We start from the raw sequence: 24,350 nt of genomic DNA, 5'->3' as shown, positions 1-24,350 counted from the left end.
ACGACCAGATGGGCATCAGCATGGCGGTGGCCAAGGCGTGGGTGGAACGCTGGGAGCGGCAGCAGCAGCGCTACGCCGTGGACCGCGAGGAGCGGTTCACGGTGATCACGGACGTCGTCGAGTACGTCACTGCCGGCCGACCGCGGCCGCTGCTGCTCGACCTCGGCTGCGGCCCCGGGTCCCTGGCCGCCAGGCTCGCCGACCGCCTGCCGGACGCGGAGATCGTCGCCGCCGACATGGACCCCCTGCTGCTGGAACTCGGCCGGACCCACCACGCGAACGCCGCCCGGTACGTCGACACGGTGATCGGCGCCGCCGGCTGGACCGACGCCCTGGGGCTGCGGCGACCCCTGGACGCCGCCGTCTCCACCACGGCGCTGCACTACCTTCCCGAACCGGTCCTCCTGGACACCTACCGCCGTCTCGCCGCGCTGCTGCGCCCCGGTGGTGTGCTCGTCAACGGGGACCACTTCCCGCCCGCCGAACGGTCCTGTGCGGGTGTCACCGCGCACGTGGGCCGCCGCCGCGCCGAGCGGACCGGCGGCCACGCCCACGAGGACTGGCAGGAGTGGTGGACCGCCGCGGCCCGCGACCCCGAACTGGCCGACCTGGTCGCCGAGCGTGCGCAGCGCCACGCCACCCACCCGGGCGGTGGGGCCGGAGCGGACCTGGCGGCCGACCGCCACGCGGAACTGCTCCGCGAGGCGGGCTTCCGTGAGGTCGTACCCGTCTGGCGGTTCGGCGACAGTGCCGTGCTCGTGGCGCTCAAGGACGACTGATCCCGGGCGCTGCCGGGGACCGGATCAGAGAGCGAGACTCATCAGGACCTCGTCGCGGTCGTCACCGGGGGCCACCCGCAGCGCGCCCGGCCACCGGCCGACCTCGCTCCAGCCGACCCCGCCGTAGAACTCCTCCAGCCCCAGGCCGGCCCGTGCGGTGAGCCGCAGCCGCTCCAGGCCCATCTCGTCGCGGGCGATGTCCGGCAGACGGCGCATCAGGGCGGCTCCCACCCCCGTCCCGCGGAAACGGACATGTGTCTGCAGGTGGTTGACCGTCCCGCAGTGCGCCTCCAGAGGGTGCGGCTCTCGGCTCAGCAGCACCCAGCCCGCCAGCGCGCCCCCGACAGTGGCCAGGAGGAGCCGGCTGCGCCGAGGGGCGAGCCTCTCGATGATCGCGTCCAGCGCCGGGGCGACCGCGCCCGGGGACACCGGGGGCAGGGGGCAGCCCAGGGGGATGACCGCACCCCCGGCGTTGATCACCGTCGTCCAGCACTCCCCGAGCTCCCGCCGGACCGCCTCGGTCGCGTCGTCGGGCTGGGTGAGCTGCGCGAACGCGGGCGCGTGCGGTGTCTCGTGCGCTGTCACGCCGCCAGTGTGCCAGCCGTCACGGGTTCTCGGCGCCGCCGTGGTCGGCGCTCCGCGGCAGGGAGTACGAGTCGCTCCACCACCGGGTGACGGAGCAGCTCGGCCTCCGGCGCGCGACGGCCTCCGAGGTCCCGCCCCGTCGGTCCGCCCGGCCTCCGGCCGTCCCTCGCCGGGTGGCGTTCGCACGGGCAACGCGGACGGGCCGCGGGGAGCCGTCCCGTCGGCCGAGGACGGGGGAGCGCGCGTACCGAGTGCCGAGGAGCCGTGTGCAGGCCCGAGCGCGTCGGGCTCCGCCGCCCGTCGGTCCCCCCCCGGATCAGGACGAGTCCCGCACCACCAGCTCCGTCGGCAGCGTCAACTGCTGCCGCGGTGCGCCGTGTCGCGTGATGTCGGTCAGGATCCGGGCCATGGTCCGGCCCAGCTCCTCCACCGGCTGACGGACCGTGGTGAGGGGCGGGTCGGTGTGCCGGGCGAGCACGGAGTCCTCGAAGCCGACGACGGCGACGTCCCCGGGCACCTGTCGTTTCCACCGGCGAAGTTCGGCCAGGGCGCCGACCGCGGTCAGGTCGGAGGCGGCGAACACGGCGTCCAGATCCGGCGCCCGTTCAAGAAGCGAACGCATGGCCCTCGCGCCCCCCTCCTCGGTGAAGTCGCCCGCCTCGACCAGGATCTCCCGGGCGGGCACCCCCGCCTCCTCGTGCGCGGTGCGCCAGCCGGCGAGCCGGCTGCGGCCGACGTCCATGTCGAGCGGGCCGGTGATCGTGGCGATCCGCCCGCGGCCGCTGTCCAGCAGGTGCCGGACCGCCGCTTCGGCCCCTCCGGCGTTGTCGGCGTTGACGTAGCTCAGCCGCTCGCCCGCGTCGCGACGGCCGGCCAGCACGGTGGGCAGGCCCATCTCCTCCAGCATGCCCGGCAGCCGGTCCTCGGAGTGCACCGAGACCAGCAGGACGCCGTCCACCCGGCGGGCCGCCACCGAGTCGGTCAACTGGTCCCGCTCGGCCTGGTCGCGGACGAGCATCAGCTGCAACTGGGTGCGGCTCTCGGCGAGGGCGCCGCTGACCCCGCGGATCAGCGCCGCGAAGAACGGCTCCGAACCGAGCCGGCTCTCCGACTCGGGGATCACCAGGGCCACGGCATCGGTGCGGTTGGTCACCAGGCCCCGGGCGACCGAGTTGGGAACGTAGTTGAGTTCCTTGATGGCCGCAAGGACCCGGGCGCGTGCGTCGGCACTGACCAGGTCAGAGCCGTTGACGACACGGGAGACCGTGGTGCGGCCCACGCCGGCGCGGGCGGCGACCGTTTTGATCGTGGGACGGCGGTTGCCGGTCATGCAATCCCCCCTCGGCGGCCGCGGCGATGAACGTACCGCGGAGGTGACCTGCGGCAATTCTTGCAGACACTGCCGTCGGCAGAGCACCCCCGAGGCCTCTGGAACCCCTGCCGGGACCGAAGTTCACCGGCAACTCGTGTTCAAGTCATTGACAGATGGGCGCGCTCCCACGAGTCTTCGATGCGCCGGTGGGAACGTGCCCACCACATGTGGGCACGTTCCCACCTTGTTCAGAGCCGCTGTAGTCATCGCTGTAGTCGTCGCAGAACTCGTCACTCCGATGTGTCAGCGCCGTCGCTAGGAGGAGATCCATGGGCACTCTCGGTTCGTTGCGCAGGAAGGCGGTGGCCACGGCCGCGGCCGTCGGCGCGCTGACACTGGTCGTCGGTTGCAGCAGCGGCGACGACTCGGCCACCGGCGGTGGCAAGAAGGACGGCAAGACCACCATCACCATGGGCCTGTACGGCGTGATGGGCATCAAGGAGACAGGCCTTCTCGAGCAGTACGAGAAGGAGAATCCCGATGTCGACATCAAGGCCGAGATCGCCGGTGACGAGCAGACGTACTACACCGCGCTGCAGACCAGGCTCGCCGCGGGCAAGGGCCTGAAGGACATCCAGGGCATAGAGATCGGCCGGGCCAAGGAGATCACGGAGACCCAGGCGGACAAGTTCGCGGACTTCTCCGAGACGGCGGGCACCGACCACTTCCTGCCGTGGAAGGAGTCCCAGATCAGCACCGAGGACGGCAAGGTGCTGGGCCTGGGCACCGACATCGGCCCGATGGCCGTCTGCTACCGCAAGGACTACTTCGAGAAGGCCGGTCTGCCCACCGACCGCGAGGAGGTCGCCAAGCTCTGGGCGGGCGACTGGAAGAAGTACGTCGAGGTGGGCCGCACCTTCAAGAAGGGCTTCAAGGGCGGCGACGTGGCCTACATGGACGCGGCCAGCGGTCTGTTCAACGCCATGGTCTACGGCTACCCCGAGCAGTACTACAACGACAAGGGTGAGCTGATCTACGACAGGAACCCGGCCGTCAAGGAGGCCTGGAACCTCGCCGCCGACGCGGCGGAGGACGGCCTGAGCGCCAAGCTCCGCCAGTTCCAGCCGGGTTGGGACCCGGGTCTGGCCAACGGCACGTTCGCCACCGCCGTGTGCCCCGCGTGGATGCTCAGCCACATCAGTGAGAAGGCCGGCGAGCCGAACAAGGGCAAGTGGGACGTCGCCAGGGCCCCGAAGGGTGCCAACTGGGGCGGCTCCTTCCTCGGTGTGGTGGAGAAGAGCCCGGTGAAGGCGGAGGCCCAGAAGCTCGTCGCCTGGCTGACCGCGCCGGAGCAGCAGGCGCACATCTTCAAGGAGATCGGCAACATCCCGTCCTCGCGCACGGCGCTGGACAACGCCGACGTGAAGAACGCCAAGTCGGAGTACTTCAGCAACGCCCCGATCGGCCAGATCTTCGGCGCCGCGGCCCAGGAGATCCCGGACAAGCAGGTCCTCGGCCGCAAGGACGGCACGATCAAGGACACCTTCTCGCAGGGGCTGACCCTGATCGAGCAGCAGGGCACGGCGCGTGACGAGGCGTGGCAGACCACCGCGGAGCGCATCGAGAAGGCCGTCGGCTGACCTTCCGCCCACCCGCGGCCGCCCCGGGCCCGTCGGCAGTCCCGCCGACGGGCCCGGGGCCCCGCCCAGACACCCGCTCTCAGGAAGGAACTCCGGTGGCCACCTCCACCACCAAGGCCCCGGCCGGCAAGGAGCCGCCCGGCGGGTCCGGCAGGACAGGCGGCGAGGGCACGGCCCGGCCGCGTGGCGCGCTGCTGCACCGGCTGGACGTCAAGGGCGCCCCGTACGCCTTCGTCGCGCCGTTCTTCGTCGTCTTCGCCGCGTTCAGTTTCTACCCCCTCGTCTACACGTCCTGGATCTCCCTCCATGACGTGGAGCTGGCCACCCTCGACGTGATGGAGTGGGTGGCGTTCGACAACTACGTCGAACTGTGGGGCGACTCGCGCTTCTGGAACGCGCTGCAGAACACCCTCACCATCGGCGTCATCTCCACGGTGCCGCAGCTGATGATGGCGCTCGGACTGGCGCACCTGCTCAACTACCGGATGCGCGCCTCGCTGTTCTTCCGCGTCGCGTCGCTGGTCCCGTACGCCACATCGGTGGCCGCGGCCGCCCTCGTGTTCACCATGATCTTCGAACGCGACTTCGGCATGATCAACTGGGCGCTCGGCACGGTCGGCATCGACCCGGTGAACTGGGAGGCCGACAAGTGGCCCGCCCAGGTCGCGATCTCCACCATCGTCATCTGGCGCTGGACCGGCTACAACGCCCTGCTCTACCTGGCCGCCATGCAGGCCATCCCCGCCGACCGGTACGAGGCGGCCTCCCTCGACGGTGCCTCCCGGTGGCAGCAGTTCACCCATGTGACCATCCCCGGGATCCGCTCCACGATCGTCTTCACCATCGTGCTCTCCACGATCGGCGCCACCCAGCTCTTCGGCGAGCCGCTGATCTTCGGACAGGGGCCCAACGGCGTCACGGGCGGCGCGGACAACCAGTACCAGACGCTGGGCCTGCTGCTGTACGAGGAGGGGTGGAAGAACTACCAGATGGGCCGCTCGGCGACCGTCGCCTGGGCGATGTTCATGCTGCTCGTCCTCGTCTTCGTCGTGCAGCGCCTGATCAAGCGCCTGCGTTCCCGTACGTCCTGACCTGGAGTCGCCATGACCACCCACAGCCTCCCGGTCCGGACGGACGCCCCGGACCGGACCCCCGTCGAGAAGCCGGCCGGCCGCGGTGGCCGCCGTCTGCTGCGCCAGCGTGCCGGCCGCCAGCACCACGCCGGCCCGCTCGCCTACGTCCTGCTCGCCGTCATGGCGCTGCTGTCGATCTTCCCGCTGTACTGGACGATGGTGGCCGCCTCCACCGACAACACCCGGGTGAGCCAGACGCCGCCGCCCTTCCTGCCCGGCCCGAACCTGTTCAGCAACCTCGCCCGGGCCTGGGACGAGGCGGCGATGGGCAAGGCCATGGTCAACAGCCTGATCGTGGCCGGGGTGATCGCCCTGTCCACGGTGATGTTCGCGACCCTGGCCGGGTTCGCCTTCGCCAAGCTGCGGTTCAAGGGCCGCAACGCCCTGCTGATGCTGGTGATCGGCACCATGATGGTGCCGCCGCAGCTCGGTGTCGTCCCGCTGTTCATGATGATGTCCGAGCTGGGCTGGTCGCAGCAGCTGCCCGCCGTCATCTTCCCCACGCTGGTGAGCGCCGTCGGTGTCTTCTTCATGCGGCAGTACCTGTCGGAGGCGCTGCCGGACGAACTCGTCGAGGCCGGCCGCGTGGACGGGGCGCACTCGCTGCGGATCTTCTGGAGCATCGTGCTGCCCGTGGCACGGCCCGCGATGGCGGTGCTGTTCATGATCACGTTCGTGCACGCGTGGAACGACTTCTTCTGGCCGTTCGTGGTGCTCGACATGACCAACCCGACGGTCCCCGTCGCCCTCACCCAGCTCAGCGCGGGCTACGTCCGGGACCAGTCGCTCATCATGGCGGGCGCGCTGCTCGGCACGCTGCCCCTGCTGCTGATGTTCATCGTCTTCGGCCGCCAGATCGTCAGCGGCATCATGGCGGGCGCCGTCAAGGGCTGACCGCCGGCCGCCGGGCCCGGTGCCGAGCCGCCGGGCCCGCGTCGCCCCCCTGCCTCCTGCTTTCGCGCGCTCGCGAACACCCCCACCTCGAAAGGACTTACGTGGTCACCGCAGCACAGCAGACCCCGTCCGCCCCGGACGCCGCCCGTACCTTCCCCAAGGGCTTCCTCTGGGGTTCCGCGACCGCCTCGTACCAGATCGAGGGCGCCGCCACCGAGGACGGCCGTACGCCGTCCATCTGGGACACCTACGCCCGTACCCCCGGCCGGGTCCGCAACGGCGACACCGGTGACATCGCCACCGACCACTACCACCGCTGGCGCGAGGACGTCGCGCTCATGGCCGAACTCGGCCTGGACGCCTACCGGTTCTCCCTCGCCTGGCCCCGGATCCAGCCCACCGGCCGCGGCCCCGCCGTACAGAAGGGGCTGGACTTCTACCGGCGCCTGGTCGACGACCTCCTGGACAAGGGCATCCAGCCCGTCGCCACCCTCTACCACTGGGACCTGCCGCAGGAGCTGGAGGACGCGGGGGGCTGGCCCGAACGCGCCACCGCCGAGCGGTTCGCCGAGTACGCCGCCCTCGCCGCGGACGCCCTCGGTGACCGGGTCAAGACCTGGACCACCCTCAACGAGCCCTGGTGCAGCGCCTTCCTCGGCTACGGCTCCGGTGTGCACGCCCCCGGCCGCACCGACCCGGTCGCCGCCCTGCGCGCCGCCCACCACCTCAACCTGGCGCACGGACTGGCCGTCCAGGCGCTGCGCGACCGGGTCCGTGCCGGCGTCCAGTGCTCCGTCACCCTCAACATCCACCAGGTCCGCCCGCTCACCGGGAGCGAGGCCGACGTCGACGCGGTCCGCCGGATCGACGCGCTGGCCAACCGGGTCTTCACCGGCCCGATGCTGGAGGGCGCCTACCCGGAGGACCTGTTCAAGGACACCGCGGCGCTGACCGACTGGTCCTTCGTCCAGGACGCCGACCTGCGGCAGATCAACCAGCCGCTGGACTTCCTCGGTGTCAACTACTACACGCCGACCGTGGTCTCCGAGGCCGACGGCAGCGGCACCCACACCTCCGACGGACACGGCAGGAGCGCCCACAGCCCCTGGCCGGCCGCCGACCGGGTCGCCTTCCACCAGCCGCCCGGCGACACCACCGCCATGGGCTGGGCCGTCGACGCCACCGGCCTGTACGACCTGCTGCGCCGGCTGTCGTCCGACTTCCCCCGGCTGCCGCTGGTCATCACGGAGAACGGCGCGGCGTTCGACGACTACGCCGACCCGGCGGGCCAGGTCAACGACCCGGCCAGGATCGCCTACGTCCGGGACCACCTGGCGGCCGTCCACCGGGCCATCGTGGACGGCTCGGACGTGCGCGGCTACTTCCTGTGGTCGCTGCTGGACAACTTCGAGTGGGCTCACGGCTACAGCAAGCGCTTCGGCACCGTCTACGTGGACTACCCGACCGGCACCCGCATCCCCAAGGCCAGCGCGCGCTGGTACTCCGAGGTCGCCCGCACCGGCGTCCTGCCGGGAGCCTGACCGGACCGGTGCGGTACGGCCCGGCCGCCCCGCCGCGTGCCGCACCACGAGCCCGCCCCCGGCCCCGCGTCAGCGGTGGCCGGGGGCGGACTCCTGTGTGCCGGGTCAGCCGAGCGGGTCGAGCGTGAGCCGGGCCTCGGCCGGGTTGCCGTCGTGCACCAGCGACTCGTGGTGCCCGACGTCGTCGAACGCGAAGGCGTAGGCCTTGCCGTCGGCCATCCGGTCATGGATGACGCGGGCGTAGTGGTTGGTCGTGGGGTCTTGGTAGAAGTTCGCCGCCGAGGTGTCGGGCTGGTTCGGGTTGCTCAGCAGCGTGGAGCGGTTGAAGCCGGCGCACAGCGTGCGCGAGATCGGGCCGCGAACCTGGTCGTTGGGTGCGTCCAGGAGCCGGTGGCAGCCGAAGACGCTGGAGGCGTCCGGCTTCTGGAAGCTCGTGACCACCGCTCCCGCGCCGTTGGTGAAGTTCATGACGCCGCCGGAGACCCGACCGAAGTACCTGGTGCCCGGCTGGTCGGCGAACGGGGTGACGGTGAGCGTGGCGGACGCGTACTTCTGCCAGACGCGGTCGATGTAGCCGTCCATGACCGACGCGGGCAGCGCGCCGGTCTCCAGCCCGTACAGCGGCGACAGGGCCCGCAGCACGGTGCCGTCGGAGCGGGTCTGGATCAGCCCGCCCCAGCCGCTCTGCGCCCGCAGGGCGTCGAAGACCGCCTTGTAGCCGCCCGCCTTGAGCCGCCCGGCGCTGCTCACGCCACCGTCGGCCCGCTGCACGCCGACGGTGTACGGCGCGGAGAACATGTCGACCTGGGTGCTGTTCAGCCACAGGCCGGAGTCGTTGAGGGTGTACTCGGACCAGTTGAACAGGGTGTTGCGGTTCGGGTCGCTCGGGTTCTGCACGGCCGGTTGCACCAGGCCGCCCGTGGTCAGCCGGAAGTCGAGCTTCTGGCCGTAGGAGAAGTAGATCCGTCCCGACAGTTTCGGTATCCGGATCGTCTTGGTCTGCCCGGCGGCCGGCCCGGGGATGGACGCGTCCGGTGCGGGGGTGGGGGGATTGCCGCCGGCGGGCCAGGCGTGGAAGGTGCCGTTCGCGTCGGCCCAGCCCTGCTGTCCCGTCGTCAGGGAGGTGCCCAGCGTGTAGATGTGGACCGCCTCGCCGCGGCTGGAGTTGTTGGTGATCTTCAGGGGGATGGTCGCGGGCACCGCCGCGTCCGCGGGCGGTGAGGCGCCGAACGTGAGCAGGGCGCCGGCCAGGCCCGCGGCCGTGGCGGCGGCGAGCAGACGGTGTTTGAGGCTCGAGAGCACTCTCCACCTCCGTGCGGTGTGGGGGGAGGAAATTGGTCCGTACCGATTCTGAGAGCGCTCTCAGCGTTGCGCCGCGACGCGTTCATGTCAATGCCGCGGACAGGGGAACACCGAGCCAGGCAGCCGCGCCCGGCGAGCATGGGCGCCCGGTGTGCGGCCCGCGAGCCGGGCCGGTCAGCCGGAGCGGTCGGCCGGGGCGCCGAGCACCCTGTACCGGCGTACCGCGGCGGATCCTCGCGGTACCGCTTCCGGCCACAGGCAGTCCAGCACCGAGGCGGACGGAAGGAAGAGCGCCGCGGGAACCGCGTGGCGGGCGAACCAGTCCCACCGCGCGATCTTGTCCGGTTCGGTGACCCGGGGCGTGCCCGTCGCCCGCCCGGTGACGGCGGCGGCCGTCACACGGGTCAGTCCGTTCAGGCCGTCGACGAGGACCGCCAGGATGCGCACCTCGCCCGCGGGCACCGTGAGACCGGTCTCCTCCCACAGCTCACGGGCGGCGGCCGACTCGAAGTCCTCCCCGGCGTCGACCTTGCCGCCCGGGAGTTCCCAACGGCCGTCGTGGCCGAGGCCGAGCAGGACCCGGCCGGCGGGATCGAGGACGGCGAGGCCCACACCGGTGAGACTGTGGGAGGCGGGACGGGCACGTCCGGGCCGCTCGGGGCCGGGGGCAGCGGAGTTCACCCGGCCATTCCACACCACCGCGGCGCACCGCGTCCCGGCGCCCTACAGGAGATCGCGAGGTACCGACTCGTTCCACGTGCGGGAGAACACCCGGCGGCCGCCCTCGTAGCCGTCCAGCGTGGCGTCGACGAAGAAGCTGTCCTCGTCGCAGGTGAGGCGGGTGTGCGTGACCACGCGCACGTCCCACTCGTCGCGCCGGAAGCCCATGGTCCACGTGGACTCGCCGCTGACGGACGTGAAGTCGTCGGCTACGGAGGCATAGCGCTCATAGGCGCGGCGTCCGACGTCCAGACCGATCTCCTCGAAGCGGACCGTGCCCCGGTCCTTCACCGTCTCCAGTTGGGCGTGGTAGCCGACCAGGTCGCGCTTGACGTCCCAGCGTTCCTCCGGGGGCGTCAGCGTGGTGGTGGTGAGGGGGGAGGTGCCCTCCGGCTCGCCGAACGGCACGGCCGGCGTGTCGTCGTCCCGCTCCGGGGGGCGCACCGGCAGGGTCAGCGTGCTGGAGCCGTCGTGCACGCTGAGCATCGCCGGCTTCGGCGGCGGCCAGGCCAGCGGCCAGTACGACGTGGACAGCGAGAGCCGGATGCGGTGACCGGGCGGGAAGCTCTGCGCCACCCCGTTGAGGTGCACGGTGGCGCGGTAGCGACGGCCGGGCTCCAGCGGCTCGGGCTGCTCGGTGCTGTCGCGCCGCGTCAGGTTCAGCAGACCGTAGGTGACCCGGGTGGCCGCCCCGTCGGGGCTGACGTCCGAGAGGCGCGCGGCCACCATGGCGACCGGTTCGTCGGCCGACAGGTCGAGGTCGACGGTCGGCGAACCCAGGATCTCCACCCGCTCGGTGAGCGGTTCGGTCTCGTAGACGAGTGAACCGCCGTCCTCCTCTCGCTGGTCGTAGGGCAGGTCGGGCGGTGCGTTGTACGAGGCCCACTTGCCGGCGAACTGCCCGACGGACAAGGGGGACCGCACGGTCGACGCCTGGCCCTCCCCGCTCCTCGCCGGCTGGTCGCCCGCCTCCTCGGGAGGCCCGATCCGGTGCCGGGTGAGCGGGTGCGTGACCGGGCGGACGTGCGGAGAGGGCCAGCACGGTTCCGCCACCCAGCGGCCCGGCCGCTCCTCGTACGACGTCGACGGCGGGACGCTGTCCTGCATCCACGTCTGCAGCATCGGGCCGTCCATGACGCCGTTGTCCACGCCCTTGAGCCAGTGGTCCCACCAGCGGACCACCTCCTGGAGGTATCCGATGGCGGGGCCGGGCTCGCCGAGGTGCGGGAACTTGTGCGACCACGGACCGATGAGGCCCTTGCGGGGTACGTCCAGGTGGGCGAGGAGACGGGTGACGGCGTTGGAGTAGCCGTCCGCCCAGCCGCTGGACGCGAGCACCGGGCAGCGTACGTCCTGGTAGTTCTCGGCGACCGAGGCGTGCCGCCAGTAGTCGTCGCGGCGCTGGTGGCGCAGCCACTGGAGGACCCAGGGCTCGGTGTTCTCCAGCCGTTCGTGCCACATGTCCCGCCAGCGGTCGCCGACCACGGCCGGATCGGGCGGACAGGTGGCGTAGGCGAACATGGTGCCCGCCTCGGCCAGGTTGTCCGAGAGCATGGCTCCGCCCATGTAGTGCATGTCGTCGGCGTGCCGGTCGTCGGTGAAGGAGGCGATGACGACGGCCTTGAGGCTCGGAGGGCGCCGCGCCGCCACCTGGAGGGCCGCGAAAGCACCCCAGGAGAGGCCCATCATCCCGGTGGCGCCGTCGCACCAGGGTTGTTCGGCGATCCAGGCCAGCACCTCCTCGGCGTCGCGCTGCTCCAGTTCGAGGTACTCGTCCCGCAGCACCCCCTCCGACTCGCCGGTGCCGCGCAGGTCGACGCGGACACAGGCGTAGCCGTGCCCGGCGATGTAGGGGTGGTGGACGGAGTCCCGCACGGCGGTGAGGTCCCGCTTGCGATAGGGGATGTACTCCAGCACCGCGGGCACCGGCTCCTGGTCCGAGGACGTCGGACGCCAGATGCGCGCGGACAGGCGCACACCGTCGGACATGGGGATGACGACGTGTTCCTCTTCCTTCGTCGTGAAGGGAAGGCTGGTCACATGACGCATGGTCGGCCGCTCCTTGCTCTCAGGCCGCCCCGGGGGCCTCGTCGAAGGTGAGACCCAGGGCGGCGACGCACCGGTCGTACTTCCTGCGCAGGTCCTCCTCGTCGTCGCCGCCGGTGAAGATGTGCGCGAGTTCGTAGCTGTAACTGTCCTGCTGGGACAGGTCGGAGAGCCGCTGTCCCGGCTCGGGCAGGACCTCTATCCGCACGCCCGGTATCTCCCGCTCGATCCGGGACACCTCCTCCGGGGTCGGCACATGACGCACGACACCGTCCGTGAACCACCGGTGGTACCACTTCGCCGCCATCGCGTAGGGGCCCTGGCGGTGCGGCATCCGCGGGTCCTCGCCGAGGGCGAGGGCGAGCATGCAGTGGTGGTTGGGCACGCCGTCCACGTACTGGAACAGCTCGGCGTGCGACTGGGAGTGCCGCGGGTTGATCTCCAGCAGACTGATGTCCTGGCTTCCCGGATCGTAGAAGTACTCCACGCTGAACGTCGCGGAGTCGAAGCCGATCCGGCGCATCACCCGCTCGGTGACGTCGTGGAGCCGGGCGATGACCTGCGGGGGCAGCATGGACGGGTACTGGTGGCGCAGGAAGCAGGGCGAGTTCGGGTAGTCGATGGAGTCCAGCGTGCCGTAGACGGTCACCTCGCCCTGGTGGACGTACCCCTCGACGGCGACCTGGACGCCCTTCAGCGACTCCTCGGCGAGACACACCTGGCCGCCGACCCCGTCCATCTCCGCCGGCAGGTCGACCTGGTCGAGGATGTGCTCGAAGGGACGGCCGATGCGGGAGACACCCTCGCGTATCTCGGCGACGGCCGTGCCGAACTCCTCCTGGTCGTCGACCCCGAAGGCCAGCTCCGAGGAGTAGGACAGGGCGGGCTTGAGCCACATCGGGAACCGCATGCCGTCCGGCACGCGCGGTGGGTCCGCCTCCAGGTCGACCCGGCCGAAGCGCGGGTGGCGATCGGTGACCTTCTGCTGTTCGAGCCGGCTCCAGTACTTGTGCTCGCACTTGACCACGGACTCCAGGCTCGTGGTGCGGGTGCCGTAGCGCTCTCCGAGGATCGGCACCAACGTGCTGACCGGGAAGTCCCAGTAGCCGACGATCGCGTCGATGCTCCCGTCGAAGGCGTCCAGCACCTTCTGTGCCTTCTCGATGACCGTCGGCAGCGAGACCTCGCCGCCCTGTAGCTCCTCGACCGTCAGAAGGCCGTGGAAGCGCAGGGAATCGGCACCCGGCACGGACCTCAGCGTCGGAAGGTTGGCCTCGTCGAGACCGACCACGAAGACGTTCCTCACGTGTTCGTCGGACATGGCTCTCCTCTCTCGCGAAGATCGGCGGGGTACCCGTGCGCGGCGCGGGCAACCCCCGTGCATTGGACCCGGTTCCGCGGCGAGGCGGCGAACGAGGGCGGCGGAGAGAGGAGAACGGGAGGTCAGCGCTGGGTGAGGGTCTGGGGGTAGTCGGTGATGATGCCGTCGACGCCGAGTGCGGTCATGGTGCGGATGGCGCCGGGTTCGTTGACGGTCCAGACGTTGATGTCCATGCCGAGTTGGTGGATGCGGTCGACGAGGGTCTGGTCGGTGACGGTGTGCTGGGGGTTGATCTGGTCGGCCCATTGGCTGAGCTGGAGGAGTTCGGTGTCGGTGGGGCGTTGGGCGTTGAGGATGCCGATGGGGATGTCGGGGAGGTGGGTGTGGAATTCCCTGGCGTCGTCGGTCTGGAAGGACTGGACGGCGAGTTGGTTGCGGGTGAGGGCGTGGCGGATGTAGCGGGGTTTGGTTTTGAGGTGGTGGGCGAGGTCGGTGGCGATGGTGGTGTGGTGGGTGCAGGGGCTGATTTCGGCGAGGAGTCCGGTGCGGGTGTGGTGGATGCGGTTGATGACGTCGTCGAGGGTGATGAGGGGTTCGCCGGTGTATTTGGGGTGGAACCAGGAGCCGGCGTCGAGGGTGCGTAGTTCGTTCCAGGTGAAGTCGGAGACGCGGTAGCGGGGGCGGTTGGGGTAGATGTCTTCGATGTTGGTGGTGCGTTCCATGGTGCAGTCGTGGAAGTTGATGAGTTTGCCGTCTTTGGTGCGTTGGACGTCGATTTCGACGTGGTCGGCGCGTTGTCGCAGGGCGAGGTTGATGGCGGCGGCGGTGTTCTCGGGGGCCATGCCGGAGGATCCGCGGTGGGCGATGGCGTCGGGTGGGGTGCCTGGGGTTTTGGTTGTGGTGCCGGTGGCGTGTTCGTCGGCGTGCGCGGTCGTCGAGGTCAGTGCCAGGGCCAGACCGCCCAGCACCGCCACCACGAAGCCCGTGCGTCTGTTGCCCACCTGTCTCACTGCAGCCTCCCGTGTCATGTGACCAACCGGTGGAGCGGAGCGGGGAACGGTCGTCGCGGACCGGTGGCGTCCCGGATGGGGCCGCCACCGGTCCCTGTCCGGTCAGGAGGAGGGCGTGGAAACGGCCCGGAGTACCGCGGTGGCCAGGGCCACGGGAGCGCCGGACGCCTTCACGGGGTATCGGTCACGCCGCTGGTTCCAGTCGTTCTCCAGGGTGAACCAGTCGATGGCGACCGGCGGTCGGCCGGTGACCAGAGCCGTGTCGAGCGAGTCGAGGTACTTGGTCCAGCGCATCGCGTAGAAGTCGGAGACCAGTCCGGACCGTTCCCGGTTGGCGTAGTCCCGCAGGCCGCCCGAGTCGCTGCCGGAGCGGTGCCCCCAGGTGGTGAGGATCGAGCGTGCGTCGAACTCGGCAGCGGCCTTCTGCGCCCCCGTACGGCCCCAGGACTTCGCGTCCTCCAGCCACGGGCCGAGGAGGAAGCGGGTGTCCGTGGCGAGCAGCCGGTCCAGCAGCGTGAGGCTCCTCTTCCAGTCGGCGGCACGCTCCCGGAAGCGGGGCAGGTCCTCGGCGTCGTAGGCGGCCTTGATCTGCGGGAGCAGGGTCCGGCTGTGGTTGGCCAGGGCCTGGCGGGCGACGTCGACCAGGTCGAAACGGTAGGCGTCGGTGCTGCGCAGGGCCGGTGCGACCCGCAGCAGTTCGGCCAGCGCCCGGCGTACCGTGTCCGGGTCGTACCTCATCGCGCCCGGACTCCAGCTCGCCGCGTTGGTGGCCGTGAGCCGGGGCCGCGCGGTGAACAGGCTGTCCTGCGACTCGCTCCACGTCCCGGAGGGGGTGCTGTACGGGCCGGCGCGCAGCAGCTCCCACGCGGCACTCGCATGCGGGTCGGGGCCGCCGTAGCGGCGTTCCGCGTACCCGGCGAACCACTTCCGCTGATCCACGGGTTCCGTACGCCAGGCCAGTTCGGTGAACAGCTCGTAGGCGACGGGGTTGCCGCCGGTGCCCTCCGGCATGTAGGCGATGCCCTCGAGCGTGCTCCCTGCCTTGGTGCGCCACCGCTCGAACCGCTCGGCCCAGACGGCGGTGTTGGCACCCATGGTGGTGTGTCCGCCGAAGTTCGGGATGGTGCCGAAGGCGTAGGGCGCGCCGTGCCAGGCGGCTTCGCGGTCGAGGCCGTCGTAGCGGTCGGACAGCCCGTCGACGATGAGCAGCCTGCGTTTGTCGACGGCGTCGATGATCTGCGTCGACGGGTTGTTCTGCCAGCCGATCAGAGTCCATACGGCGCCGGGGCGGGCGGTCTGGAGAGCCTTCATCACGGCTTGCGCGGCGTCCCGCACGGGTACGTTCCCGGGCCGTCCGCCCTCGTGCAGCAGATCCATCTTGTACATCGTCGAGGCACCGAACAGCTTCCGCTGGTGGCGGTAGAACGAGGCGGCCACCTTCGGGAACACCGCGCTGCGCGGGTCGAGCCAGTCGGGCCGCTCGAATCCGACCCAGTCACCCTGCGGGACGACCGGGCCGGTGGGATTGCGCTCGGTGAAACCCGGCGGCACGGTGCCGTAGTAGCCGGGCAGTACGGGAGTCATGCCGAGTTCGCGCAGCCGGTCCGCGATCCGGCGGCCGAGGTCCGCGCGGTCCCGGAGCAGGCGTTCGGAGACGGGGCCGCCGAAGCCGGACATGTTCTGCATCAGCCACCAGGGCTGGTGTGCCGGTCCGGGGATCCAGGACCTCAGCTCGTCCTCGGAGTATCCGAACTCCTGGAGGGTCTCGTAGTAGACGGCGTCGGCCCCCATCTGCACGAAGACCTCGTTGACGCCGTGCAGGGCGAGGAGGTCGATCTGCTTCTCGTAGTCGGCCCAGTCGCGGTAGGCGCCGGAGTAGCCGTCGTCGGTGTCGTTGAGCGCGAAGCGGTGCGGGACCGAGGCCTGTCTGCGGACGGGGTCGTCGGGGGCGGGCAGGGTGCGGGGCAGTCGGGCCGTGCTCCGGCCGGGCCAGCCGAGGTCCACGTGGGCCGTGTGCTTGAGGTACCAGTTGACGCCGCTGAGGAGCACGGCGGGACTGGTGCCCTGCACGCGTACCCGTCCGGCGCCGCCGGAGACGCCGAACCAGTCGCCGGACTCCGGGCGGTCCACGGCGACGAGGGTGAACTGCGCGGCGTGGCGTGGGAGCAGCCGGGCGAGGGCTGCCCTGGCGGGTTGGGTGGCGAAGGCCGGCTCGCCCGTGGAAGCGGCCGCCGCGGGGGAGGGGACGGGCCGCAGGGCCGTGGTGAGGAGGACGAGAGCGACGGCCGCGTACAGGGCAGCCCAGGGTCTGAGGCTTCTCACCGGTCACCTCTGTCCGTGTCGTCGACGGTGTGTTCGTGAATATGGAGGGCGGAGGGTCACCGGTCAAGACCGACTCTCGGCCCCTTTGCTCCGTGCGGCGCACCTCCGGTCACGCCCACCGCATTGACATGTCCAGTGCGAATCGGGATGCTGAGCGAGTCTTCTTCCATCGATGTAAAAGCGGCCCGGGGAAGAGGCGGTGGAACACGGAGTGGAGCGGCCGCGGACACGCAGACCCTGTGGAGCCCACCGAGGTAGGGAACATGAAGCCTTTCCGGCACCTCTTCCGCGCCGTCGCCGCCGCCTCGTCCGGCGTCCTCGCCGTCCTGCTGCTCCTGTCCTCCGGCGGTCCCGCCCAGGCGGACCAGACCGGCCTGCGGGCCGCCGACCCCAGTGTGATCCGGGTCGGCGGCACCTACGTCTCGGTGCAGTCCGCCGGTGGCGGCATCGTGGTACGGCAGGCCGCGTCGACGGCGGCCCTGGCGTCGGCTCCCGCTCGGCAGGTCTGGTGGGACACCCGTGACCGCGGCGAGGTGTGGGCGCCCGAGATCGTGCGGGACGGCGGCCGCTACCACATCTACTTCTCGGCCGGGCGCGGAGCGGCCCACCGGATGTACGTGATCAGCTCGGCCACCGCGGACAGCGGGTACACCGCCGAGACGCGTCTGGCCCTCCCCGACGACAAGTGGGCCATCGACGGGACCCTGTTCACCTTCTCCGGGCAGCGCTGGTTCGTCTGGTCGGGCTGGGCCGGCGACACCAACGTCGAGCAGAACCTCTACATCGCGCGGATGAGCAGCCCGACCACGCCGACCGGAGCGCGGTACGTCATCTCGCAGCCGCGGGAGAGCTGGGAGCGCGTGGTGGGCAACCCGTTCATCAACGAGGGGCCCGAGCCCGTCCTGGACCCGAACGGGCAACTGCACATCGCGTACTCGGCCAACGGGAGCTGGAGCGACCAGTACTGCCTCGCCGACCTGAGGCTGCGGGCCGGCGGTGACCCGACCTACGTGTGGGACTGGTACAAGTCCAACGGCTGCCTGTTCGGCTCCCACCGCTCCACCATGATGCCGGGCTGGGACCCCACGCTCCACGTCGACGGCCCCGGCCACCACAGCTTCGTCCTGCTGGACGGCGACATCGCCACGAGCCCGCCCGCCGGTCCCCGGTTCCCCCTGATGTTCCACGCGGTCGCGAAAGGAACGCCGTACGCCTGGGAGAACCGCCACTGGTACACCGGCACCTTCTGCTGGTGGGGCGGGACGACCTACAGCCGCTCCGGCGTCCCCGGCCCCCGCAGCGACACCGGCTGGAGCCTCAAGTTCTTCGAGTAGGACCGGGGCCGGCGCCGGCTCGGACACGTGAAGGCCCAGCACTGTCCCGCGGCGGTCCCCGCCTCGGCCCTGCGTACGACGCGGTGGGCGGGCCCGGAGGTCCGGTCACCGGGTGACCCGGCGGCGGGGGCGCCGTGCCGCGTAGAGGCTTCCGCGGGGCACGACGCCCGTGTCCGTCGAGCGGTACTCCCTAGCAACCGAGGTTGTCCCCGGGGGCGACGCCGAGCAGACGGGTGAAGCGCTGGTAGTTGTCGATCCGGCTCTGGACCTGGGCGGGGTTCCCGCCGTCGCACTCCAGGCTGCCGTTGATGGCCCGTATCGTCTCCCCGAAGCCCGCGCCGTCGACCATGGCGTCGTGCGGTGTCATGGTGCCGGGCCCGCTCTGCGTGTTCCAGTACCACAGGCCGGTCTTCCAGGCCACGGCCGCGTCTTCCAGCTGAGTTGCACGGGGCCGCGCCCGTAGTACTTGTCGTTGCCGGCCGGGCAGCCGTACGGCTGGGTCGTGTCGCAGTAGTGCGGATAGTTGGCGGTGTTCTGCTCGACGACGTGGACGAGCCCGCCGGTCTCGTGACTGACATTGGCCAGGAAGGCGGCGGCCTCCTGCTTCTTCACCGTGTCGTCGCCGGTGTTCGAAAAGCCGGGGTAGGCGCTGAGCGCGGCGGTGAGACCGCTGTAGGTGTAGAAGGAGTTCCTGTTCGGGAACATCTCGTCGAACTGCGCCTCGGTGACCACGAATCCGGCGGCGCGTGCGTCGGACTTCTCGGCGGCGGCGGTCGGTGCGAGGGTCAGGGTGCAGAGGGCGGCGGCCGCGCCGGTGGCGGCCAGCAGGGCGAAGGTACGACGGTGCACGGTGGTCGACTCCTGATCGGGTGGGGGTACGGCATGCCGAGGAAGAGGGGGCGGCGGTGTGCTCCCGTACGCTCCCGCCCCCGGCCGGGACGGTTCCGGCACCCGGGGGCGGGGCTCCTGCCCCCGGGGCCTCCTTCACCGGATCCGTCAGCCACCGACCTTGACGTCGATGCACGCGTAGAACGCGTTGTCGGTGTCGGCCACGTTCCACACGGCGAGCACCTTCTGCCGGCCGCTCAGGCCGCCGAAGTCCACCTGGTGGTCGACCACCGCGCCGGGCTTGGCGCCGCCGTCGTCGAACAGGGCGATCCGCTGACCGCCGACGTAGTACTCCCAGGTGCTGGTGGAGTGCTGGGCGGTGAGCTTCCACGAGAACGTCGCGTTCCTGGGTACCGGTGTGACGGCCCAGCCCTTGTTGTCGTCGTCCAGCTCCGCGAAGCGGCTGTTGCCGCCGCTGCAGCTGGTCAGGCCCTTGGAGCCTTCGACGCTCTGGGGTTCGTAGGTGATGTCCCCGCAGGACACGGTGCCCGCCGCGCACTGGGCCTGGCGGCTGGGCGGGTTCGAGATGTAGCCGTGGGCGCTCGCCGAGGCGGCGGGGAGGCTGACGGCGATGACGGGGGCGAGGGCCGCGCCGATCAGTACGGCGGTCTTCCTGCCTGCGTGCATGTGGAACTCCTTCAGCTCAGGCCGACCCCGGAGCACGCGCGGTCATGTGTGGGGGGTGACGCGCACGTCGGGTCCGGCCTCTCGTGAGTGGGGGATCGAGAGACGCGAAGGTGGGCATACTCGTCGCTCCGGTCAGGAGCGCTGCTCGGACAGGGGTCAACTCTCCAAGCGGAACGGCGAGTTCTGTTGGACTGGACCATACAAGCGGCCGACATGACCGTGTCAAGGGTGTGGCGTGCGGGGGTCGGTGAGGTGTCCAGGTGTCGCGGGGGCGGACGGTGTGCCCCTCGGTGATCCGGGTGCCGGTTCGCCGCCTGACGTGTCTCGACTTGATAGGCAAGTCAGAGCTTGCCTATCATGGGCCGTGTGGCCGACGACCTCTTCAAAGCCCTGGCCGACCCGACGCGCCGGATCATCATGGACGAGCTCGCGGAGCGGTCCGGGCAGACACTGTTCGAGATCTGCTCGCGACTGAGCATGAAGCACCAGCTGGGCATCTCGCGGCAGGCCGTCTCCCAGCACCTCGCGGTGCTGGAGGCGGCCGGGCTCGTGGAGACCAGCCGCGAGGGCCGCTACAAGTACCACGACCTGAACACGGCCCCGCTGCGGCAGATCGCCGAGCGATGGCCCCCACCCGAAGGACCGGAAGAGAGCTCCCCATGAGAATCCGCCTGACCAGCATCTTCGTCGACGACCAGGCTGAGGCCCTGCGCTTCTACACGGAGATCCTCGGCTTCGTGAAGAAGCACGACGTCCCGGTGGGGGAGAAGGACCGGTGGCTGACCGTCGTCTCCCCCGAGGAGCCGGACGGCACCGAACTCCTGCTGGAGCCCGCGGGCCACCCGGCCGCGCGGACCTACCGCGACGCACTCGTCAAGGACGGCATCCCGCTCGCCCAGTTCACGGTCGGCGACGTGAAGGCGGAGTACGAGCGCCTGCGCGGCCACGGTGTCCACTTCACCCAGGAACCGCTGGAGATGGGCCCGGTCACCACCGCGGTCTTCGACGACACCTGCGGAAACCTGATCCAGATCGCCGCACAGGAGCAGTAGGCGCCCCGCGCGGTTCCCGGCACCCCCCCGGCGCGAGGGACCGTGGACGGGGAGCCGGGTCACCGGGGATGCCGGCGGGCGTGTCGCCGCTGTGGGGGCGAGGTGCGGGCCCGTTCCCGGCGGTCGGTCAGGCTGCCTGTGCCTTCTCGTGCTTCCAGAAACCCGAGAAGGTGATGCGGTCCTTCGGCAGCCCCGCACGGTGCAGGTGCCTGCGTCCCTCGGTGGCCAGCATCGACTCGCCGACGACGAAGGCGTACCCGGTCGCGGCGGCGGAGGTGAGCCGTCGCAGTTCGCGGAGCGCGCCCGCGCCGGGGACCGCGGTGCGGTCCTCACGTACCACCCAGGAGACGGACACGCCGGCCGGGGCGTCGAGTGCGCGCCGGTCGTCCGGGGTCGGGACCTCCTGGATGAGCCGTCCGACGGTGCCGGCGGGCAGGGACCGGAGAATGCTCGCCGTAGCGGGCAGTCCGGTCTCGTCGGCCACGATGGTGACCTCGGAGGCGTCGCGCGGGCAGTCGAACAGGATGCCCTGGTCGAGCAGGGCGAGGGTGTCTCCCGGAGCGGCTTGGCAGGCCCAGATCGCGGCCCTGCCCTCGATCTCGCCTCCCGGACCGCGGTGGACGACGAAGTCGATGTCCAGCTCGGCCGACCGCGCTCGGAAGTCCGCCACCGAGTAGTTGGCGCAGTGCGGCCGCTCGTGCTCGGGAATCGCCAGATAGGGCTGCCACCACTGCGAACCGGTGAACTCCGGCAGCCGGAGCCCTTGTTGGCGGGGCAGCGGGAAGAACAGCCGGAACCAGTGGTCGTAGCCCGCCCACGGGAACTCGGCGAGGCTGTCTCCGGTGACCGTCACGCGCTGCATGGACGGGGAGACCCGTTCCGCGCGTACGACCCGGGCGCGGAACATCCGGGGGTGCTGTGGCGTGAGCCGACGAACCTTGGCCATGAAGGTAAGGCTATCCTAACTTTCCCGTCGTTCGGTGGACGCCCGGACGGATGCCCGCCTCCCGTCGCTCCACCGACTCCCGGCCGAGCGATGATTTACGCGCCGCCGGCGGGTCGACATGGGGAGGGAAAGGAGTCCGTCATGCCCGAACAGCGACCCACGGCCGAGCTAGACGCCCGCTACAGTTCCGCGCTCAACCCGCGTCCAGGGTCCGAGGCCGTCACCGCCACGCCATGGACCGAGGCCCTGCGACACCTGGACGAGGCCGAGATCTTCTGGGCGTCCACCGTGCGGCCCGACGGCCGGCTGCACGTCACCCCCGTGATCGCCGCCTGGAGCGACGGGGTGCTGTACTTCTCGACCGGTCCCGAGGAACAGAAGGCGCGCAACCTCGCTCACGACGGGCACTGTGCGCTGACCGCCGGACGGAACTCGCTCACCGAAGGACTCGACCTCGTCGTCGAGGGCACGGCGGTGCGGGTGACCGACCCGGCGGTACTGGAACGGGTGATCGAGGCGCACGAGACCAAGTACGGCCCGCACATCACCGCGCCCGAGGGCACCTTCCACGGGATGGGGGACCACGTCCGCAAGGGGGACGTGGTGGTCTTCGCCCTCGCCCCGGCCACGGCGTACGGATTCGGCCGGGACGACGGGGTGTACACCCACACGCGCTGGTCGTTCTGACGCGCGAGTGGCTCCGCCAGGAGTGACGAGGGTCCGCGAGAGCCGAGCCTCCACGGTGTCGCCCCCCACGCGGCCGCACCGCCGGCCTCGGCATGCCCCTTCCGGGGGTGAATGAGAGACTTGCACTGTTCGGGGCGCTTACGAGAAACCCCCGGGTGATGTGCGACCAGAAGTGTTCGGGCCTCCGCGACGAGCGTGCCGGGAGCCGGTCTCCGGGCCGCCCCGAACCGCACGGTGACGCCCGGACGGAGGCGGCCCGGCTCGGGAGTGGCGGATGTTCCGAAGGCGTCCCGCACCTGACGGTGAAGAGCTGCTGGCCAGGCTGGCGTCGCTCACCACCCGGACGCGCGAGCTGGCCGAGCTGCGCCGGTCCCAGATGGAACTGGCGATCGCCCTGCAGCGCGACATGCTTCCCGCCGACCTGCCCGTCGTCCCCGGCATCCACCTCGCCGCCCGCTACTCACCCGCCTACGCCGGACTCAACGTGGGCGGCGACTGGTACGACGCCTTCGTACTCCCCGACGGCCGGATCGGCCTCTCCGTCGGAGACGTCCAGGGCCACGCCATCGACGCGGCGGCCTTCATGGGCCAGATCCGCGTCGGCCTGCGGGCGCTCGCCTCCGTCACCAGTGAGCCGGGCGACCTGCTCGCCCGCACGAACGACCTCCTCCTGACCCTGGACAAGGACCTCTTCGCCACCTGCACGTTCATGCGCTTCGACCCGGCGACCGGCGAGCTGGAGAGTGCGCGGGCCGGGCACATTCCCTGTGTCTGGGCCACGGCGGACGGCAAGGCCGAGGTCTCCGAGGACGAGGGGGGACCGCCGCTGGGCATCCTGCGGGGGTCCGAATACCCCGTGACCCGGTACCAGCTCGACACGGGCGGCGTCTTCGTCCTGCTCACGGACGGCGTGGTGGAGGGGCCGTCCCTGAGCGTCGACGAAGGACTCGCGAGGGTCGTACGGCTCGCGGGCATCGCCGCCGTCGCGGGCATGGAGGCACACTCGCTCGCGGCGGCCGTCCTGAAGAACGCGGAACTGGTGGGACACGAGGACGACGCCGCCGTGCTCGTCGTGGGCCACGACGGTCGCGGTGTTACGCCGTAGGGCGGGCCGGGGCACGTCTGGGATCGCTGACTCGGGCGCCTCGGTGTCTGATGGCTGCTGTGGTGGGTATCCGTGCATGGCCGCGACCGGTCGTCCTCGCCTGCGAGACGCTGCTCGTCGCCGTCTGCTACTACGCGGCGGGGCGACTGGGGCTCTCGCAGCGGCTGGTCGCGGACGGAGCGGTCGTCACCCCGATCTGGCCCCCCACCGGCGTCGCCCTGACCTGTCTGCTGCTGTTCGGGTTCCGGTGCGTGCCGGGCATCGCGATCGGCGCCCTGCTGGTCGTCGCGTCGCTCACGGTTCCCGGGCTGTCGGCCGTCGGGATCGTGCTGGGCAACACCGTCGCACCCGTGTGTGCCTGCCTGATGCTGCGCGCGGTCGGGTTCCGGGTGAGCCTGAGCCGTCTGCGCGACGGCCTCGCCCTCGTGTTCCTGGGAGCGCTGGCGGCCATGCTGATCAGTTCGGGAACCGGCGTCGGCGTACTCGTCCTGACGGACAAACTCGCTCCCGACGACTTCTGGCTCGTCTGGCTGGCGTGGTGGGTGGGAGACGCCATGGGCGTCGTCCTCGTCACCCCCCTGCTGCTCCTGCTGCACCGGGCGCGCCGGCCGCCCCCGTCGGGCCGGTGGATCGAGGCCGCGGGCCTCGCCCTCGTCGTGTGCGTCCTGGTCCCGATGGTCACGTACAGCTCGGTCAGCGCCCTGTTCCTCGTGTACCCGCTGCTCGTCTGGGCCGCACTGCGGTTCCAGCTGGCGGGAGGGATGCCGTGCGCCCTCTTCGCCTCCGTGGTCGCCACCGTCGCGGCCAGGCAGGAGACCGGCTCCTTCGGCGGGCTCACCGACGTCGAGACCATGATGAAACTGCAGGCGTTCAACGGGACCCTGGGGCTTACCGCGCTCCTGCTCTCCGCCGTCATCAGCGAACAGCTCAACACCAGACGGTCGGTCGAGCGGGCCTGTCACGAACTGGTCGAGGCGTTGCAGCACCTCAACGCCGGAGGCTCCGGAAACGCGGGGACACCCGGCCGGGACGCCCGGTGAGCGCGGGGACGCGGTCGTGCGGGCCCCCTGCCGTGGACGGCGCGGCCGTGTCCGCGCCGCATACGG

Annotated in this window: 21 protein-coding genes and 1 pseudogene; 11 read left to right on the top strand and 11 right to left on the bottom strand. The window is 70.9% G+C overall.

All coding sequences use genetic code 11. From position 1 onward, the window contains the following. Nucleotides 1–8 precede the first annotated feature (8 nt). The gene (locus ACZ6EG_RS07145; protein ID WP_391968952.1) at nt 9–779 is read left to right on the top strand and encodes a class I SAM-dependent methyltransferase; all 771 of its coding nucleotides are present in this window, start codon (nt 9–11) and stop codon (nt 777–779) included. Between the two features lie 24 nt (nt 780–803). Here ACZ6EG_RS07145 and ACZ6EG_RS07140 read toward each other — a convergent pair whose 3' ends face one another. Next, on the bottom strand, nt 804–1,364 hold the full coding sequence (locus ACZ6EG_RS07140) for a GNAT family N-acetyltransferase (RefSeq protein ID WP_469602378.1): 561 nt from the start codon (nt 1,362–1,364) through the stop codon (nt 804–806). Nucleotides 1,365–1,680: 316 nt separating this feature from the next. Further along, nucleotides 1,681–2,694: a LacI family DNA-binding transcriptional regulator gene (locus tag ACZ6EG_RS07135; RefSeq protein WP_391968950.1), complete on the bottom strand. Its 1,014-nt coding sequence runs from the start codon at nt 2,692–2,694 to the stop codon at nt 1,681–1,683. 311 nt (nt 2,695–3,005) lie between these two features. On the opposite strand from ACZ6EG_RS07135, the gene ACZ6EG_RS07130 reads away from it, so the two are divergent. The 4 genes from ACZ6EG_RS07130 to ACZ6EG_RS07115 all read left to right on the top strand — a co-directional run bounded on the left by ACZ6EG_RS07130 (nt 3,006) and on the right by ACZ6EG_RS07115 (nt 7,884). After that, nucleotides 3,006–4,316, top strand: coding sequence for an ABC transporter substrate-binding protein (locus ACZ6EG_RS07130; protein WP_391968949.1), 1,311 nt, complete (start codon nt 3,006–3,008; stop codon nt 4,314–4,316). A gap of 95 nt (nt 4,317–4,411) precedes the next feature. Then, entirely contained in the window at nt 4,412–5,407 is a 996-nt protein-coding gene (locus ACZ6EG_RS07125) for a carbohydrate ABC transporter permease (RefSeq protein WP_391968948.1), read from the top strand. 12 nt (nt 5,408–5,419) lie between these two features. After that, nucleotides 5,420–6,343 (top strand): carbohydrate ABC transporter permease, encoded by a 924-nt coding sequence (locus ACZ6EG_RS07120; RefSeq protein ID WP_391968947.1) that lies wholly within the window; start codon nt 5,420–5,422, stop codon nt 6,341–6,343. A gap of 101 nt (nt 6,344–6,444) precedes the next feature. Further along, nucleotides 6,445–7,884 (top strand): GH1 family beta-glucosidase, encoded by a 1,440-nt coding sequence (locus ACZ6EG_RS07115; protein ID WP_469602372.1) that lies wholly within the window; start codon nt 6,445–6,447, stop codon nt 7,882–7,884. A gap of 105 nt (nt 7,885–7,989) precedes the next feature. Here the strand turns inward: ACZ6EG_RS07115 and ACZ6EG_RS07110 are convergent, their stop codons facing one another. The 6 genes from ACZ6EG_RS07110 to ACZ6EG_RS07085 all read right to left on the bottom strand — a co-directional run bounded on the left by ACZ6EG_RS07110 (nt 7,990) and on the right by ACZ6EG_RS07085 (nt 16,605). Continuing rightward, nucleotides 7,990–9,186 (bottom strand): glycoside hydrolase family 64 protein, encoded by a 1,197-nt coding sequence (locus ACZ6EG_RS07110; RefSeq protein WP_469602369.1) that lies wholly within the window; start codon nt 9,184–9,186, stop codon nt 7,990–7,992. A gap of 174 nt (nt 9,187–9,360) precedes the next feature. Next, on the bottom strand, nt 9,361–9,867 hold the full coding sequence (locus ACZ6EG_RS07105) for a nucleotide triphosphate diphosphatase NUDT15 (protein WP_391968944.1): 507 nt from the start codon (nt 9,865–9,867) through the stop codon (nt 9,361–9,363). 42 nt (nt 9,868–9,909) lie between these two features. Then, nucleotides 9,910–11,955, bottom strand: a complete 2,046-nt coding sequence (locus tag ACZ6EG_RS07100) for a CocE/NonD family hydrolase (protein ID WP_391968943.1) — start codon at nt 11,953–11,955, stop codon at nt 9,910–9,912. 19 nt (nt 11,956–11,974) lie between these two features. Further along, entirely contained in the window at nt 11,975–13,273 is a 1,299-nt protein-coding gene (locus tag ACZ6EG_RS07095) for an ATP-grasp domain-containing protein (RefSeq protein WP_391968942.1), read from the bottom strand. A gap of 122 nt (nt 13,274–13,395) precedes the next feature. Next, entirely contained in the window at nt 13,396–14,274 is an 879-nt protein-coding gene (locus ACZ6EG_RS07090) for a glycerophosphodiester phosphodiesterase (protein WP_469602364.1), read from the bottom strand. 111 nt (nt 14,275–14,385) lie between these two features. Then, nucleotides 14,386–16,605 carry an alpha-N-acetylglucosaminidase gene (locus tag ACZ6EG_RS07085; protein ID WP_469602361.1) on the bottom strand — a complete coding sequence of 740 codons (2,220 nt, stop codon included), beginning with the start codon at nt 16,603–16,605 and terminating at the stop codon, nt 14,386–14,388. 263 nt (nt 16,606–16,868) lie between these two features. Here ACZ6EG_RS07085 and ACZ6EG_RS07080 point away from each other — a divergent pair, with 263 nt between their 5' ends. Continuing rightward, nucleotides 16,869–17,939: a glycoside hydrolase family 43 protein gene (locus tag ACZ6EG_RS07080; protein ID WP_469602358.1), complete on the top strand. Its 1,071-nt coding sequence runs from the start codon at nt 16,869–16,871 to the stop codon at nt 17,937–17,939. Nucleotides 17,940–18,129: 190 nt separating this feature from the next. Here ACZ6EG_RS07080 and ACZ6EG_RS07075 read toward each other — a convergent pair. Together ACZ6EG_RS07075 and ACZ6EG_RS07070 are read right to left on the bottom strand one after the other, a co-directional pair. Next, nucleotides 18,130–18,788 (bottom strand): annotated as a pseudogene (locus ACZ6EG_RS07075) (chitinase). Between the two features lie 147 nt (nt 18,789–18,935). After that, nucleotides 18,936–19,454, bottom strand: a complete 519-nt coding sequence (locus ACZ6EG_RS07070; protein ID WP_469602356.1) for a lytic polysaccharide monooxygenase auxiliary activity family 9 protein — start codon at nt 19,452–19,454, stop codon at nt 18,936–18,938. 366 nt (nt 19,455–19,820) lie between these two features. On the opposite strand from ACZ6EG_RS07070, the gene ACZ6EG_RS07065 reads away from it, so the two are divergent. Together ACZ6EG_RS07065 and ACZ6EG_RS07060 are read left to right on the top strand one after the other, a co-directional pair. Further along, on the top strand, nt 19,821–20,117 hold the full coding sequence (locus ACZ6EG_RS07065; RefSeq protein WP_391968936.1) for an ArsR/SmtB family transcription factor: 297 nt from the start codon (nt 19,821–19,823) through the stop codon (nt 20,115–20,117). Continuing rightward, on the top strand, nt 20,114–20,506 hold the full coding sequence (locus tag ACZ6EG_RS07060; RefSeq protein ID WP_391968935.1) for a VOC family protein: 393 nt from the start codon (nt 20,114–20,116) through the stop codon (nt 20,504–20,506). Before ACZ6EG_RS07065 ends, ACZ6EG_RS07060 begins: the two co-directional genes overlap by 4 nt. 127 nt (nt 20,507–20,633) lie before the next feature. Here ACZ6EG_RS07060 and ACZ6EG_RS07055 read toward each other — a convergent pair whose 3' ends face one another. Beyond that, nucleotides 20,634–21,452 carry a siderophore-interacting protein gene (locus ACZ6EG_RS07055; RefSeq protein WP_469602354.1) on the bottom strand — a complete coding sequence of 273 codons (819 nt, stop codon included), beginning with the start codon at nt 21,450–21,452 and terminating at the stop codon, nt 20,634–20,636. Nucleotides 21,453–21,593: 141 nt separating this feature from the next. On the opposite strand from ACZ6EG_RS07055, the gene ACZ6EG_RS07050 reads away from it, so the two are divergent. The 3 genes from ACZ6EG_RS07050 to ACZ6EG_RS07040 all read left to right on the top strand — a co-directional run bounded on the left by ACZ6EG_RS07050 (nt 21,594) and on the right by ACZ6EG_RS07040 (nt 24,284). Next, nucleotides 21,594–22,139: a pyridoxamine 5'-phosphate oxidase family protein gene (locus ACZ6EG_RS07050; RefSeq protein ID WP_469602351.1), complete on the top strand. Its 546-nt coding sequence runs from the start codon at nt 21,594–21,596 to the stop codon at nt 22,137–22,139. Between the two features lie 274 nt (nt 22,140–22,413). Beyond that, entirely contained in the window at nt 22,414–23,244 is an 831-nt protein-coding gene (locus ACZ6EG_RS07045) for a PP2C family protein-serine/threonine phosphatase (protein WP_356611674.1), read from the top strand. A gap of 50 nt (nt 23,245–23,294) precedes the next feature. Next, the gene (locus ACZ6EG_RS07040) at nt 23,295–24,284 is read left to right on the top strand and encodes an MASE1 domain-containing protein (protein WP_469602348.1); all 990 of its coding nucleotides are present in this window, start codon (nt 23,295–23,297) and stop codon (nt 24,282–24,284) included. The last annotated feature ends 66 nt before the right edge of the window (nt 24,285–24,350 follow it).

It is taken from the genome of Streptomyces sp. NPDC041968 (assembly GCF_055589025.1).
This window is presented reverse-complemented; position numbering and strand designations above follow the sequence as displayed.